12 protein-coding genes are annotated in these 15,329 nt (G+C 69.9%); 4 read left to right on the plus strand and 8 right to left on the minus strand.

Annotated elements, in window-relative coordinates:
- Positions 1–3: 3 nt before the first annotated feature.
- Positions 4–1,191 carry a cysteine desulfurase family protein gene (locus ACFUTX_RS07765; RefSeq protein ID WP_378862281.1) on the minus strand — a complete coding sequence of 396 codons (1,188 nt, stop codon included), beginning with the start codon at positions 1,189–1,191 and terminating at the stop codon, positions 4–6.
- Positions 1,192–1,298: 107 nt separating this feature from the next.
- On the opposite strand from ACFUTX_RS07765, the gene glgX reads away from it, so the two are divergent.
- From glgX to glgB, 3 genes are read left to right on the plus strand one after another with little or no spacing between them, the layout of a single operon-like run.
- Complete coding sequence (gene glgX, locus ACFUTX_RS07770) at positions 1,299–3,383, plus strand: glycogen debranching protein GlgX (protein WP_378862284.1); 2,085 nt, start codon at positions 1,299–1,301, stop codon at positions 3,381–3,383.
- A 58-nt stretch (positions 3,384–3,441) separates the two neighbouring features.
- Positions 3,442–5,526, plus strand: a complete 2,085-nt coding sequence (locus tag ACFUTX_RS07775; protein ID WP_378862287.1) for a maltotransferase domain-containing protein — start codon at positions 3,442–3,444, stop codon at positions 5,524–5,526.
- Complete coding sequence (glgB, locus tag ACFUTX_RS07780; protein WP_378862290.1) at positions 5,523–7,709, plus strand: 1,4-alpha-glucan branching protein GlgB; 2,187 nt, start codon at positions 5,523–5,525, stop codon at positions 7,707–7,709. The genes ACFUTX_RS07775 and glgB overlap by 4 nt, the downstream gene beginning before the upstream one ends.
- A gap of 6 nt (positions 7,710–7,715) precedes the next feature.
- On the opposite strand, the gene ACFUTX_RS07785 is transcribed toward glgB, so the two are convergent.
- Positions 7,716–8,654 carry a tetratricopeptide repeat protein gene (locus ACFUTX_RS07785; RefSeq protein WP_378862293.1) on the minus strand — a complete coding sequence of 313 codons (939 nt, stop codon included), beginning with the start codon at positions 8,652–8,654 and terminating at the stop codon, positions 7,716–7,718.
- Entirely contained in the window at positions 8,651–10,462 is a 1,812-nt protein-coding gene (locus ACFUTX_RS07790) for a glycosyl transferase (protein ID WP_378862296.1), read from the minus strand. The genes ACFUTX_RS07785 and ACFUTX_RS07790 overlap by 4 nt, the downstream gene beginning before the upstream one ends.
- A gap of 176 nt (positions 10,463–10,638) precedes the next feature.
- Here ACFUTX_RS07790 and ACFUTX_RS07795 point away from each other — a divergent pair, with 176 nt between their 5' ends.
- Positions 10,639–11,712: an AI-2E family transporter gene (locus tag ACFUTX_RS07795; RefSeq protein ID WP_378862298.1), complete on the plus strand. Its 1,074-nt coding sequence runs from the start codon at positions 10,639–10,641 to the stop codon at positions 11,710–11,712.
- A gap of 18 nt (positions 11,713–11,730) precedes the next feature.
- Here ACFUTX_RS07795 and ACFUTX_RS07800 read toward each other — a convergent pair whose 3' ends face one another.
- The 5 genes from ACFUTX_RS07800 to ACFUTX_RS07820 are packed head-to-tail and all read right to left on the minus strand — an operon-like array spanning position 11,731 to position 15,328.
- Positions 11,731–12,456, minus strand: a complete 726-nt coding sequence (locus tag ACFUTX_RS07800; protein WP_378862884.1) for an alpha/beta hydrolase — start codon at positions 12,454–12,456, stop codon at positions 11,731–11,733.
- A gap of 27 nt (positions 12,457–12,483) precedes the next feature.
- Positions 12,484–12,768, minus strand: a complete 285-nt coding sequence (locus ACFUTX_RS07805) for a hypothetical protein (RefSeq protein WP_378862301.1) — start codon at positions 12,766–12,768, stop codon at positions 12,484–12,486.
- 5 nt (positions 12,769–12,773) lie between these two features.
- On the minus strand, positions 12,774–13,529 hold the full coding sequence (locus tag ACFUTX_RS07810) for a lytic transglycosylase domain-containing protein (protein ID WP_378862304.1): 756 nt from the start codon (positions 13,527–13,529) through the stop codon (positions 12,774–12,776).
- Positions 13,530–13,586: 57 nt separating this feature from the next.
- Entirely contained in the window at positions 13,587–14,150 is a 564-nt protein-coding gene (locus tag ACFUTX_RS07815; protein WP_378862307.1) for a DivIVA domain-containing protein, read from the minus strand.
- Positions 14,147–15,328: a phosphatidate cytidylyltransferase gene (locus ACFUTX_RS07820; protein WP_378862310.1), complete on the minus strand. Its 1,182-nt coding sequence runs from the start codon at positions 15,326–15,328 to the stop codon at positions 14,147–14,149. The genes ACFUTX_RS07815 and ACFUTX_RS07820 overlap by 4 nt, the downstream gene beginning before the upstream one ends.
- Position 15,329 lies beyond the last annotated feature (1 nt).

The raw sequence follows: 15,329 nt of genomic DNA on the forward strand, positions 1-15,329 counted from the left end.
AGTCTACGTTCGGGCGGCTGAGCGGTGCCCGGACGCCGCCCGGGCCCGCTCGACGAGTTCGGGCAGCACGGCAACGACGGCCGACACGTCGTGCGGCCCGGTGGTCGAGCCCAGCGTGAATCGAAGCACCTGGCGGGCCTCGGCATCCGTCCGCCCCATGGCCTGCACGACGTGCGACGGCTCCGGGATGCCTGCCTGGCACGCCGACCCCGTCGAGACCGCGATCCCCGCGCGATCGAGGAGGAAGAGCAGCGTCTCCCCCGAAGCCCCGGGGAAGAGGAGGTGCGCATTCCCCGGGATGCGCCGCTCGGGATCGCCGAGCAGCTCGGCGGCGGGAACGGCCGCGAGGATGCCTCGCACGAGCTGCTCGCGCAGCCGCGCGAGCCGCAGGGCCTCGGCCTCGCGCTCCTGCTCCGCCAGCTCGGCGGCGACGGCGAACGCGGCGGCGCCCGCGACGTCCTGGGTGCCCGCCCGCAGGCCGCGCTGCTGACCGCCCCCGTGCAGAAGGGGACCGAGCCGTGCATGCCGCGACACGACGAGAGCGCCCGTCCCCACCGGCCCGCCGACCTTGTGGGCCGACACGCTCATCGCGACGAGGCCCGAGTGCCCCTCGGCATCTCCTCGCCACGTGCGGAACGGCACGGGCACGTGCCCGAAGGCGGCCACCGCGTCGAGGTGGAGCGCCACGTCCGCCTGAGACGCCGAAGAGGCCAGCGCCGTCACGTCGTTGATCGTCCCCACCTCGTTGTTCGCCGCGATGGCGGTGGCCAGAGCCGCGCCCGGGAGCGCCCGCGCGAAGGACGTCGCGTCGATGGCTCCCCACGAGTTCAGTCCGACGTGGCGGACGAGGGCGGACTCGGCCGAGTGCAGCCACTGCACCGCGTCGAGCGTGGCATGGTGCTCGCCGTCCGGCAGCACCACCGCGTCGGAGCCCGCGTCCCTCGCCCACCACAGCCCCTTCACGGCGAGGTTCACAGCCTCGGTGCCGCCCGAGGTGAAGACGACTTCGATGGGATCGCACTCCAGGGTCGCCGCGAGTCTCTCGCGCGAGTCTTCGAGGAGGCGCCTCGCGCCCTGTCCGTATCCGTGGATGGACGAGGCGTTTCCGATCGCCTCGGCGGCCGACAGCCAGGCGTCTCGCGCCTCCGGGCGCAGCGGCGTGGTCGCAGCGTGGTCGAGGTAGACCTGCATGACCCTCCCAGCTCGCGTGCGGCGGAGCACCGCCCCTCGGACTCGCGCGCCACCCGGTATGCAGTGCCGTAACGTGCGCGACTCGTGCGCTTACTACTGTAGATCGCATGCTCACTCCCGAGACGGCCGCACCGGTGCAGCCTGCGAGCCTGCACGCCGCGGCGTTCGACGGGCTCGGCGTGACGTTCGGTCACGACGGCGGCACACTGCGCGTGTGGTCGGGTGCGGCCGACGCGATGGAACTGGTCGTGTTCGACGACACCGACCTGGACTGGGCGGTCGACAGCATCCCGATGACCCCCGCGGCGGGCGGCGTGTGGGAGGTGACCTCCGGGCACCTGCGACCCGGCACCCGCTACGCGGTGCGCGTCGACGGTCCGCACGCGCCCGGCAACACGTTCAACCGCGGCACCCTGCTCGTCGAGCCCTACTCGAGAGGGCTCGCGAGGCAGGGGTATGACGACTGGCGCTCCGTCGTCGTGGACGGTTCGTTCGACTGGGGCGGGGTTGCCAAGCCGGCGGTGCCGATGGACCGCACCGTCGTCTACGAGGCTCATGTGAAGGGCGTGTCCAAGCGGCACCCGCTGGTGCCTCCGGCGCTGCACGGCACGTACGCCGGCCTCGCCCACCCGGCGATGGTGGAGCATTTCCTCTCGCTCGGCATCACCAGCATCGAGCTGCTCCCGGTGCACGCGTTCGCGACCGAACCGCGTCTGCTCCAGCACGGTCTCACCAATTACTGGGGATACAACACCCTGAACTTCTTCACCCCGCACGCGCCGTACGCGACGGAACAGGCGCGACGCGAGGGGCCCGAGGCGGTGCTCCGCGAGTTCAAGGGGATGGTGCGGCTGCTCCACGAGGCGGGCCTCGAGGTCATCCTCGACGTGGTCTACAACCACACGGCCGAAGAGGGCATCGGCGGCCCGCGCTCGAGTCTCCGCGGAATCGACAACCGCGCCTATTACCGGCAGCACGAGGACGGCGCGTACATCGACGTGACAGGCTGCGGCAACTCGGTCGACACGTCGACGGATGCCGCGGCCCGCCTGATCCTCGACTCGCTTCGCTACTGGGCCCGCGACGTCCAGATCGACGGTTTCCGCTTCGACCTCGCCGCGACCCTCGGCCGGGATCGGTCGCACGCCTTCACCCCGGAGCATCCCCTGCTGCGCGCCATCGTCGACGACCCCGCCCTCGCCGACGTGAAGAAGATCTCCGAGCCGTGGGACGTCGGCATGGGCGGGTGGCAGACGGGCAACTTCGGGTCCGGCTGGAGCGAGTGGAACGACCGCTATCGCGACCGCGTCCGAAACTTCTGGCTCTCCGACGTCGACTATGCGCGTCGCGCCTCGACGGCACCGGTCGGCATCGGCGGCTTCGCGACGCGCCTCGCGGGCTCGTCGAACACCTTCTCGGCGGATCGCGGTCCGCTCGCGAGCGTGAACTTCGTGACCGCCCACGACGGTTTCACGCTCCGCGACCTCGTCTCGTACGACGTCAAGCACAACCTCGGCAACGGGGAGCAGAACCGCGACGGCGCCGATACCAACCGCTCGTTCAATCACGGCGCGGAAGGGCCGACCGACGACGAGACGATCCTCGCCACGCGGCGCAAGGCGATGCGGAACCTGCTGGGGACGCTTCTCCTCTCGGCGGGCGTACCGATGCTGACGGCCGGGGACGAGTTCGGCCGCACCCAGCGCGGCAACAACAACGCCTACTGCCACGACTCTCCGCTGACCTGGCTGTCGTGGGAGCACGCGCCCTGGCAGCAGGACCTGTTCGCGCACGTGCAGCACCTTCTCCGTCTGCGCCGGGAGAACCCGGCGCTGCGTCCGCGGCGATTCGCGCGGCTCGGCGAGCACATCCCGTCCGCGTCGGTGATGGAGTGGTACGACGAGCACGGCGAGACGATGTCGATCGAGCGGTGGACGAATCCCGCGCACCGCACGCTCCAGTACGTCGCCGCGTCGACTCCCGAGCACGAGGAGTTCAACCGCATCCTGCTGATCGTCCACGGGACGGAGCGGCCGATCGACGTGACTCTCCCACCGATAGCCGGCGCTGAGCGTTTCACGCCCCTGTGGTCGAGCGTCGATGAGAGGCCCGTGGTAGCCGAGGACGCGCTGACGGCCGGCGATGTGGTTCCCGTGGCGGGCACGTCGATGCGCCTCTTCCGAGTCGACTGATCGGCACGCCCAAGTCAAGCGCCTGTCGCCTTCTCTGTGGTCGCGGTAGGTTCGGAACGTGGTCACGACGTCGCGAACTCCGCGTTCCCGCCCGTGGCGGAGCGCCTCCGCCATCCCCGTACGCGAAGCCCGCGAGTGGCAGCCCGCTCGCGTCACGGCGACACGCCGAATACCCCTCGCGCGGCCGTATCCTTCGGTCCCCTGGGGCGATTACGCGCCCAAGGCCTACGCGAGCGAAGCCGTCCCCTTCGGCGTGACGGCGTTCCGCGAGGGTCACGACCGCATCGGCGTCCAGGTCAGGCTGACCTCGCCGTCGGGTGACGAGTCGCTGCACCGTCTTCAGCCCCTGAACGACGGGTTCGATCGCTGGGAGACGACCGTCGCCCTCCTCGAGGAGGGCGCGTGGACGTTCCGCTTCGAGGCCTTCGCCGACGAGTTCGCGACGTGGGAGCACGCGGCCGATCTCAAGATCGCCGCGGGAGTGGATGCCGCGCTCATGCGCGAGATGGGAGCCCTCCTGTTCACGCGTGCCGCCGGTGAGCGTGGCCGACCCAGATCGCAGCGGGAGGCCCTCACCTCGGCGGCCGAGACCCTGCGCAACCCCGCCGTGAGCGACGACGCGGCCCTGACGGTGGTCCGAGACGAGACGATCGCCGGCTACTTCCGTGAGCGTCCGCTGATGGCCCTCACCACCGTGGGCGACGATCTGTCGCTGCGAGTCGAGCGCGAGCGGGCCGGCGTGGGCGCCTGGTACGAGTTCTTCCCCCGATCGGAGGGAGCACGCACGCTTCGGGACGGCACGATCAAGAGCGGCACGTTCCGCACCGCCGCGCGGCGCCTCCCCGCGGTCGCGGCCATGGGGTTCGACGTGCTGTACCTTCCGCCGATCCACCCCATCGGCACCCTCAATCGCAAGGGTCGCAACAACACCCTCGATCCGGGCCCCGCCGACCCCGGATCGCCGTGGGCCATCGGGTCGGCCGAGGGGGGTCACGACGCCGTGCATCCCGATCTGGGAACGCTGGCGGACTTCCGCGCGTTCGTGCGGGCGGCGCGAGCCGAGGGCATCGAGATCGCGCTGGACTTCGCGCTGCAGGCCGCGCCGGACCACCCCTGGGTGAGCGAGCACCCGGAATGGTTCACGACGCTCCCCGACGGGTCGATCGCCTACGCCGAGAACCCGCCGAAGAAGTATCAGGACATCTATCCGATCAACTTCGACAACGACCCCGCAGGCATCTACGCAGAGGCGCTCCGCGTCATCCGCCACTGGATCTCGCAGGGCGTCCGCATCTTCCGTGTCGACAATCCGCACACGAAGCCGCTGCAGTTCTGGGAGTGGCTCATCTCGACGGTCAACGCCGAGCACCCGGACGTCATCTTCCTCGCGGAGGCGTTCACCCGCCCGGCACCGCTGCAGAGCCTGGCCTCCGCCGGATTCCAGCAGAGCTACACGTACTTCACCTGGCGGAACACGAAGGAAGAGCTGGCGGAGTTCCTCTCCGGCCTGGCACGCGAGACGGCCGATTTCGTGCGACCGAACCTGTTCGTCAACACGCCGGACATCCTGACCGAGTACCTGCAGTTCGGCGGCCGCCCGGCCTACCGCATCCGTGCGGCGATCGCTGCCACTGCTGCTCCCACCTATGGCGTCTATGCGGGCTACGAGCTCTACGAGAACGTCGCCCGGCCCGGCTCGGAAGAGAACATCGACAACGAGAAGTACGAGTACAAGTTCCGGGACTGGTCCGGAGCCGTGGAGCGAGGAGAGTCGCTTGCGCCGTTCCTGACACGGCTCAACGAGATCCGTCGCGCGCATCCGGCGCTCCGCCAGCTGCGCAACCTCACCGTCCACTGGAGCGACGACGACGCCATCCTGGTGTACGTCAAGCACCTGCCGGGCGAGCTCTCGCCCGACGGCCGAACCGACACGATCATCGTCGTCGTCAACACCGACCCCCACTCCGTCAGGCAGACGATGGTCCACCTGGACACGAGGGTGTGGGGCGTCACACCGGGAGACCCGTACGACGTCGAAGACCTCGTGACCGGCGCCCGCTGGACGTGGACGGACCACAACTTCGTCCAGCTGGACGCCTTCGCCGAGCCCGTGCACATCCTCCACGTCAAGGAGCAGCGATGACGACGCCTTCAGACCACGTTCTCGACGCCGTCGGTGCCGGTGCGCACCATGACCCGCACGCCGTTCTGGGGATCCATCCCGACCGGGACGGCGCGGGCGGCGCCCAGTGGGTCGTCCGAACCCGCCGTCCTCTCGCGGCCTCCGTCACGGCGGTCTTCGGCGACGGGACGCGGGTGCCGCTCGAGCACGTGCGCGGCGGCATCTGGGAGGGAGTGCGGGCAGGCGGCGCGGGTGACGGCGCCTATCGGATCATCACCACCTACGAAGAGGGACCGGACTTCGTCGCCGACGATCCCTATCGGTTCACCCCCACGATCGGCGAGCTCGACCTGCACCTCATCGGCGAAGGCCGCCACGAGGAGCTGTGGCGCGTCCTCGGCGCGCATGTGCGGGAGCACCAGGGCGTCCAGGGCACGTCCTTCACCGTCTGGGCGCCGAATGCGCAGGCGGTCCGCGTGGTCGGTTCGTTCAACGACTGGGACGGCCAGGGCCACGCGATGCGCTCCATGGGCGGGACCGGAGTCTGGGAGCTGTTCGTCCCCGGTCTCGGCGCCGGCGCGACATACAAGTTCGAGCTGAGGACGCGCAGCGGCGGGTGGGTCGTCAAGGCCGATCCGATGGCCCGCTTCGCGGAGGTCCCGCCGGCCACCGCCTCGATGGTCGTCGAGACGGCGTACCAGTGGGAGGACGACGAGTGGATGTCTGTCCGAGCACGGACGGCGCCGCTCTCGAAGCCGATGTCCGTCTACGAGCTGCACCTCGGATCGTGGCGCCCGGGCTTGGGCTACCGCGACGCGGCCGACCAGCTCATCGAGTACGTCTCTGCTCAGGGGTTCACCCACGTGGAGTTCCTCCCCCTCGCCGAGCACCCGTTCGGTGGCTCGTGGGGTTACCAGGTGACCGGCTACTACGCCCCGACGAGCCGGTTCGGGCACCCCGACGACCTCCGCTACCTGATCGACCGCCTGCACCGCGCGGGCATCGGGGTCATCATGGACTGGGTGCCCGGTCACTTCCCGAAGGATGCCTTCGCGCTGGCGCGGTTCGACGGCGAAGCCCTCTACGAGCACCCCGACCCGCGACGCGGAGAGCATCGCGACTGGGGGACCTACATCTTCGACTACGGGCGCAACGAGGTCCGCAACTTCCTCGTCGCGAACGCGCTGTACTGGTTCGAGGAGTTCCACGTCGACGGCCTCCGTGTCGACGCGGTCGCCTCGATGCTGTATCTCGACTACTCCCGCAAGGACGGCGAGTGGGCTCCCAACATCCACGGCGGTCGGGAGAACCTCGAAGCCATCCGGTTCCTGCAGGAGGTCAACGCGACCGCCTACAAGCGCTATCCCGGGATCGCGATGATCGCCGAGGAGTCCACGAGCTTCCCGGGCGTGACCGCGCCCACCAGCCAGGCGGGGCTCGGGTTCGGCTTCAAGTGGAACATGGGGTGGATGAACGACTCCCTCCAGTACATCAAGCGGGACCCGATGTACCGCTCGCACCACGAGGGCGAGCTGTCGTTCTCGTTCGTCTACGCGTTCAGCGAGAACTACGTCCTCCCGATCAGCCACGACGAGGTCGTCCACGGAAAGGGAAGCCTCTTCGGACGGATGCCCGGGGACCACTGGCAGAAGCTCGCGAACATGCGCGCCTTCCTGGCGTACATGTGGGGCCACCCTGGAAAGCAGCTGCTGTTCATGGGGCAGGAGTTCGGCCAGCTGTCCGAGTGGTCGGAGGGGCGGTCGCTGGACTGGTGGCTCCTCGAGCAGCCGTCCCACGCGCAGCTGCTCGGATACGTGGCCGACCTCAACCGCGTCTACCGGGAGCACTCCGCGCTGTGGTCGCGTGACAGCGACGGCGCGGCGTTCAGCCGCCTGGGCGCACCGCAGTGGAACCCGAACGTGATCGCCTTCTCGCGGCGCGACTGGCACGGGAACACGGTGGCGGTGATCTGCAACTTCTCCGGCGTGCCCATCACCTCGTACGAGCTCGATCTGCCCGAGCAGGGTGTTTGGCACGAGATCCTCAACAGCGACGCGGAGAACTACGGCGGCTCCGGCGTCGGCAACCTCGGGATGGTGCACGCCGGCGACGGCGGTCGGGCGAGGATGGTCCTCCCGCCGCTCGGTGTCATCTGGCTGCGCCACGACCCCGAGGCTCACGTCCCCTCCCCCACCCGGGGCTGAGGAGACTCAGAACAGCAGCGAGGCGAGCCGGCTCCGCGCGCGGACGACGCGCGGGTCGGTGTCGCCGACCAGCCCGAACAGCTCCAGCAGTCTCTCGCGAACCGGGCCGCGATCCGCAGCCGCCAGCTGGCCGAACAGGTCGAGCAGGCGGTCGAACGCGTCGTCGATGTGCCCGCCCGCGACGTCCAGGTCGGCGACGGCGAACTGCGCGCTGACATCCTGCGGCGCCGCTGCGGCCGCCGCCCGCGCCGCCTGCAGGTCGAGTCCCTGCACACGGTCGAGAAGCCGCACCTGGCCGAGTCCGGCCCGGGCCTCGGCATCCCGCGGATTCTCAGCCAGCGCCCTCTCATAGGCGGCGATCGCCCGCGGGTAGTCCCCGGCCTCGATCGCCTCGAAGGCTTCCGCGTGCAACGGCGGCAGGGGCGGTTCGGCGGGCGCCTCGGGGGCCGCGGCACCGTCGACGGCCACCGTGCCTGTCACGCCGTTCTGCGCCGCGAGCTGGAGCAGCTGGGCGAAGACCTCCCGCACCTGCTGCTCGGGCACCGCACCGGTGAAGAGCGGAACCGGCTGGCCGCCGACGAGGGCCACGACCATCGGGATGGACTGCGCGCGGAAGGCCTGAGACAGCTGCGGGTTGGCGTCGACGTCGACCTTGGCGAGCACGAGCCGACCGCCGAGCTCGGTCACCACCTTCTCGAGGATCGGGCTCAGCTGCTTGCACGGACCACACCACTCCGCCCACAGGTCGACGACCACGGGGACGGTGCGCGAGAGCTCGAGGACCTGCGCGAAGGTCTCGTCCGTGGCATCCATCACCAAGGAGGCGACGGACGCCGCGGAGGAAGGCGCCACGGTATCTCCCGGTCCTGCGGCCGTCGGGCGATTGCGCAGCGCTGACAGGTCGACTGCACCGCGCAGAGCGGCGCCCGAGGTGGGATCGGTCACTTGATCACCTTCGCGTCGAGGATGTCGGACGAGTAGCCGAGCAACCGGATCTTCTCCGTGGAGCCCTGGCCGGGGACATAGAAGAATACCTGGTCGGTGAAGGTGGTCGTGAACCCGGTCGCCGACTGGTCCGCTCCGGCCAAAGCCTTCACGGTCGGGTTGTTCTCGAGCTTGATGACCGCATCCTCGTTGGTGGGCTTGACCGTGTCGGTCTCGTTGATGTTCACGGCCACGATCGCGCCGCTCTCGACGGTCGCGAGGGCGAACGGTCGGTGCTTGCCCGGGGTCGAGCCGAACGTGAGACTGCCGGTGTCGGAGGCGGTCGTGTTGAACTCCTCGAGGCGGGCCGTGCGGTCGACCGCGATCTGCTCCCGAAGGTGATCGCTCTCGACGTCGAACATCTCGTAGAACTCGCTGTCCTCGCCCTTGTTGATGACATCGGCATACGCGGCCGCGATGTCTTCCGGCGGCATGACGAGGAACGGGGAATCCATCGCAGGCTGGATGGCGCCGATGTACTCCGGCGCGAGATCGGGCACCGGCGTGGATGCCTCGAGGCTCGCCACATACGAGAGCTTGTAGGGGGCCCACGCGTTCTTCTGCGTGAGGACCATGATGCTCGAGGTCTTGGTCTCGTCGTCGTCGACCACGGCCATGACCGAGCGCGGCCAGCCGTCGTATGCCTGGGGCAGGACGATCTCGAGCGGCTTCGTCACGATGGGAGCGGGCGCCGGGTGATCGGCCACGGCGGCGCGCAGCGTGTAGTTGGTCGACCGCGCGGCCAGCGCCGGGCCGGTGAGGCGGGTGGCGGCGAGATCCCTGTCCATCGCCTCGTCGGCCTCGGTGACCGTGTCGGCGATCCGGGCGAGGATCCGCTCGGCCTGCGGCTTCGTCACGGCGGGTGCCTGCTGCCCCTCGGGAACGATCACCGACGCCGTGGGCGTCGGCGTCGGGGTCGGACCGAACTCGGGCCAGGCGTCGGCCGAGCAGCCGCTGAAGAGAAGAGCCGACACGGCGACCGCGGGCACGATCGCGAACGCCCGCCGGCCGCTGGTCACCGCGCGCCGCTTGGGCGGAGTCGCGCTGATGACGCCCTTGTCGCCGCCCTCGACCGCGATGTCGATCGGCTCCGTCACCGGCATGGGGAGACCTTTGCGCCGGGGACCGCGCGACCGCCGCACGTGCCGGATGCCGAGGATGTACAGGAACACCCCGAAGGCGAGAACGATGCCGCCGCCCACGATCAGCGGCCCCGCCCAAGGCGTCGAGTTCGCGATCGGCCACGAGACCGACACGTTCGCGGGTGCGGGCGCCGACCCGTCCGTGGCCACCAGCACGCTCATCTCGGCGGGGAGCTGGAGAGGGGCGATCAAGATGTCGCTCTGCTGGAACTCGTCGAGCCAGAGATCGGAGCCGACCGGGCTGCGGGGCTCCCGCTCCGCCGCGGCGTCATCGGCCGGGGCCTCGGCCCCGTCCGCGGGCGGTTCGGGCTCGACCAGGGCCGTCTCGATCTCACCGGCGTCGTCGAGAGTCGCGTGGTTGTACGGCGTGTCGGAGAGCCACGCCTGCATGTCGGCGGTGCGCCCATAGGCGGCGAAGATGTCGCCCTCCCCCTGCGCGCGGAGCGTCTGCGCACCCGCGGTCTCGTTGAGGACGGCGCCGTCGATCAGCAGGTACGGCGCCTCCTCCTCGACGGAGATCGCCGCGATGTCGGTGTCGGGCCCCTGGAAGATCGTTCGCTGCGCGATGCCTGCCCCGATCATCACGGCGGCGAGGACGAACGCCGCGACGGCCCATACGAAACGCACGAAGAACACCTCTCCCGGGCCCATCCGGACGGCATAGACCCACACTCGACATTTCAGACTAGCGAAAGTGACCTGAAAACAGCCCGGGAGGGACCATTCCCGGGCCTGGACGTCCCCAGTGCGTATCCTGACCTGACAGGTGCCGTGCGTCGCGGCGGCTGAGGCGGGGAGGCCGAATGAAGGTGCACAATCCATTCCGGGTCGCGTTCGTGGCGACACTCGGAGTGGGGCTCGGATTGGTGCTGATCGGCAGCATCCAGACCCTGTCGACCATCCTCCTGTACGTCGGGACCGCGCTCTTCCTGTCTCTGGGCCTTGACCCCGTCGTCGCGTGGCTCGAGAGGCGGAAGCTGCCCCGCTGGGCCGCGGTCCTCATCACGATCCTCGCCGTCCTGGCGGCTTTCGCGGGCATCATCCTGATGGTCGTGCCGATCATCGTCGGTCAGGTCGGTCAGCTCGTCGCGGCGATCCAGGATCTCGTCGAGGAAGGATCCTGGGATCCGGTCAACGAGCTGAAGGACTGGCTGCATGCGAACTTCCCGCTCCTGAACGTCGATGAGCTGTTCACCTACCTCGAGGACTGGTTCAACTCGCTCGACCTGGGTCAGGTCGGCAGCGAGATCGGCGGCGGGATCATCGCCGTCGGCGGCGCGGTGCTCGCGGGCCTCGCCGGCGCGTTCATCGTGCTGATCCTCACCATCTACTTCACGGCCTCGACTCCGAACCTCAAGCGGGCCGTCTACCAGCTCGTCCCGGCTTCCAAGCGGGCGCGGTTCATCGACCTCGGCGAGCAGATCACGGACTCCGTCGGGTACTACGTCATCGGCCAGCTCAGTCTCGGTGTGATCAACGGCGTGCTCAGCGCGATCTACCTTTCCATCATCGGAGCGCCGTTCCCCGCTGTGCTCGCGGTCATCGCGTTCTTCTTCTCGCTGATCCCACTCGTGGGGACGTTGACCGGATCGACCATCATCGTGCTCGCGTGCCTCGTTCCCGGGCTCGGAGGGTCGCCCGGAACCGGGCTGGCCGCCGCCATCTACTACCTGATCTACATGCAGATCGAGGCGTACGTCATCTCGCCCCGCATCATGGGCCGTGCCGTGTCGGTCCCCGGCGCGGTGGTCGTCATCGCCGCTCTCGCCGGCGGCGCTCTCCTGGGGCTCCTCGGTGCACTCGTGGCGATCCCGGTCGCGGCGAGCATCCTGATCATCTACCGCCAGGTGGTGATCCCCCGCCAGAACGAACGGTGAGCGGATGCCGCGACCCGGTCAGCCGTCGACGACCGCGCCCTCCCACTCCGTGGGGAGCGGCAGCGCATCCGGGTTCACCGCGGCGACGATCTCGGTCAGCACCCGGCGCGTCTGGTTCTCGCCGACCCACAGGTGCTTTCCCCCCTCCACGGGAACCAGGACCGCGTGCGGGACGGACGCGAATCGGGCGGCTGCGGCATCCGGCTGCAGGTAGTCGTCGAACTCGGGAACGACGACGACCATCCGGCGCCCGTCCCCTGCCCAAGCCGCCACCTCTTCGTCCGTCGCGCGGTGCAGCGGCGGCGAGAGGAGGATCACGCCCTCGACGTCGTGGTCGCGACCGTACTTCAAGGCGACCTCCGTCCCGAAGGACCAACCCACGAGCCACGGGCGCGGAAGCGACCGTTCCCGGACGAAGTCCATGGCGGCCGCGAGGTCGAAGGCCTCCGCTCGGCCGCCGTCGAAGGCGCCCTCGCTCGTTCCCCGCGGTGAGGTCGTTCCCCGCGTATTGAACCGGAGCACGGCGAGGTCGGCCAGGGCCGGCAGCCGTCCCGCGGCTTTGCGAAGAATGTGCGAGTCCATGAACCCGCCCGCGGTGGGAAGCGGATGCAGCGTGACGAGCGTCGCGACCGGCTCCCGGTGCTCGGGCTCGGCGAGCTCCCCGACGAGCGTCAGCCCGTCGATCGTCTCCAGCGAGATGTCTTCCCGCCGCGCGGGCAGCAGCATCGGTCCGCGGATCTCCATCGTCATCCGTTCTTCTCTCGCCGGCCGTCAGGCCGTCTTCCAGCAATGGCTGTGCCAGTGACGCCGCGCCGCGAGATCGGCCCGGTCGCCGAGGACGCCGTCCGCGCGCCACGCGACGACATGGGCGGTGCCCTCGGCGATGACGCGACCGCACCCCGGGCAGACGTACGGCTTCTGCGCCTGCCCGGCCGACACCGGCTGAACGGTCCATTCCACGCCGCGCCGCACCTCGCTGCGCTTCCACCCCGCGAGGAGGCGCTCGAAGGAGTCGTCACCACCGGCATCGGGACGGCGGCGGTTCGACCGCGGCATCGCGGTCAGTACCAGCCGACGCTCTGCGAGTGCCCCCAGGCGCCGCACGGGCTGCCGTACCGGCCGCCGATGTAGCCCAGCCCCCAGGAGATCTGCGTCGCCGGGTTGGTCTCCCAATCGGCGCCGGCCGTCGCCATCTTGTTGCCCGGGAGCGCCTGCGGGATCCCGTAGGCGCCGCTCGAGGCGTTGTAGGCGTTGACCCGCCAGCCCGACTCCTTGTTCCACAGTGCCACCAGGCACGCGAACTGGTCGTCTCCCCAGCCACGGGCGAGGACCATCTGGTAAGCGATCGCCTGCGCGCTCCCCGGATCGGGCGTGACGAAGGGCGGCGCCCATCCCGTCGACGGCGACGAGCTCGTCTCAGCCTCCACGACGGGCTCGGGCGTGGGAGTCGGCTTGGGCTTCACGTACACCGAGTAGTTTCCGCGGTCGAGCGATCGAGACCCGCCGGCTGCGGCATCCGCCCCACTCTCATCCACGGCGAGTGTCTGCACGTCTCCGAGCGAGCTCGCGTAGAGCGTGACGGCGCCGTTCTCCTCGGCGTTCGCGACCGTGAGCGCGGTGCCCATGGGGCCGACGTAGGCGGCAGCGAAACCGACAGCGGCGAAAGCTGCGAACACGCCCATGACTCCGCGACGTCGAGACCAGCGAGGCTGCGGCGTCGGCGTCGCCCGCGGAGCGGGCACGGGAGCTGCGGTGCGAGTCGACACGTCGTGGCGGCGCGAACGCCGCGTCTGGGTGAGCTCGTTTCCGGAAGTCACAGTCCCCCGAGTCTAGCGATCGCCCGGCGACCGTGCCATCCGCACCGCCCGGGTGGGTCAGGACACCGCCAGCATGACCTCGACGACGGCGTCGAGGACCGCGTCGACCTGCGCCTCCCGGTAGCCGCCCCGCTGCATTCGGAAGGCGACCGCCCGCACCTGCTCGACCGTCACCGAGTCTCCGGTCTCGAGATAGCGAGCGATCTTCTCGGACACCAGATCGACCTCGTCGATCCGGTAGCCATAGCGCAGCGACGATACGCGATCGAACCGGCGTCCCCGCGGCCGGCTCAGGCGGTCCAGCACCACCTGAGCGGTTTCGCGAGTCCGTCCCACCCACGCGCGGGCGCCCACGCCCGAAACGGCCGCCTCACGCTCGCGCGCCGCGAACGCGTCCTCGATGCGCCCGAGAGCAGCGTCGACGGAGGCGATGGCGTAGCCGCGACGTACCAGGGGGAAAGCGACGCTGCGGACGTCGCTCGAGGTGAGACTGTCGCCACCGACCTCGAAGGCCGTGCGGGCGCGAGCCAGGAACTCATCGACCGCCGTCTTGTCGTACCCCTTCTCGCGCCCCCGGGTCTCGGGGAACGCCGCGGGCGCGGACGCGGGCGCTGTCGTCATGATGCCACCAGGGGGGTGAAGAGGTAGTAGAGCGCGAGCGCGGCCGCCGTGGACGGGAGGATGGAGTCCAGCCGGTCCAGGACCCCGCCGTGGCCCGGAAGCCACGAACTCATGTCCTTGATGCCGAGGTCGCGCTTGATCATGGACTCCCCGAGATCGCCCGCGGTCGCCGTGCCGAGCACGACGATGCCGATGATGACACCCATCCACCATTCGAGGCCGAGGAGGAGCACGGCCAGGAGCACACCCGCCACGACGGAGGCCAGGACCGCGCCCGCGAATCCCTCCCAGGTCTTCTTCGGGCTGATCTTGGGCGCCATCGGGTGCCGCCCGAAGCTGAGCCCCGCCGCGTAGGCGCCGGTGTCGGCGGCGACGACGACGGCGATGAACGAGAGCACCCACCATTCGCCGCCGTCTTGGGCGAGGAGCACCAGACACAGACTCGCGAGGAAAGGCACGTACAGCTGGATGAACCCGGCGATCAGGACGTCGGCGAGCACGTCGCCGTACCGCCTGCCGTCACGCGCCGCCATCTGGACGAGCAGGCGCCAGACCACCACGACCGCGACGGCGACGAACACGATGACCCAGTGCAGCCAGAGATCGAAGAAGTAGCCCGAGAGCACGACGATCCCACCCATGACGAGCTGCGGGACGACATCGACGCGCCGGCCCGACACTCGGAGGGCGCGCGCGAACTCGAAGACGCCGAGCACCACGGCGGCGAGACCGAAGAGGAGGAACAGCTGCTTGACGAACACGAGCGAGCCCACGAAGACCGCGCCGGCCGCGATGCCGATGAGGATGGCGAGGATGAGGTCGCGGCCCGTGCGCTGCTTGATGCGCTCGTTGGCGACTTCGAACTCGGCGCGCGCGTGGGCGACCTGGCTCTCGAACTCGTTGCGGGCGGCCCTCAGGTGGGTCTGCAGTCCCGGTTCAGCGGAGGGACCGCCGGGCGACATCCCGGGCGCCCCCGCGGGGAGCGGTGGCGCGGGAGGGATGCCGGCGTGCGAGGACCCGGTCGAACCCCCGTTCCCCGCCGACCGACCCTCGTCGGGCGCGGCGGGAGATCCCGACACCTTGCTCGCGCGGAGCGCCTCCGCCGCCTCACGGCGGGTCAGCGGCACGTCGCCCGAGGGGGATCCCCCCTCGGTCGGTTCACCGGATGCGTCGGCCATC

This window comes from Microbacterium sp. NPDC057407, assembly GCF_042803895.1.
Lineage (GTDB): Bacteria > Actinomycetota > Actinomycetes > Actinomycetales > Microbacteriaceae > Microbacterium.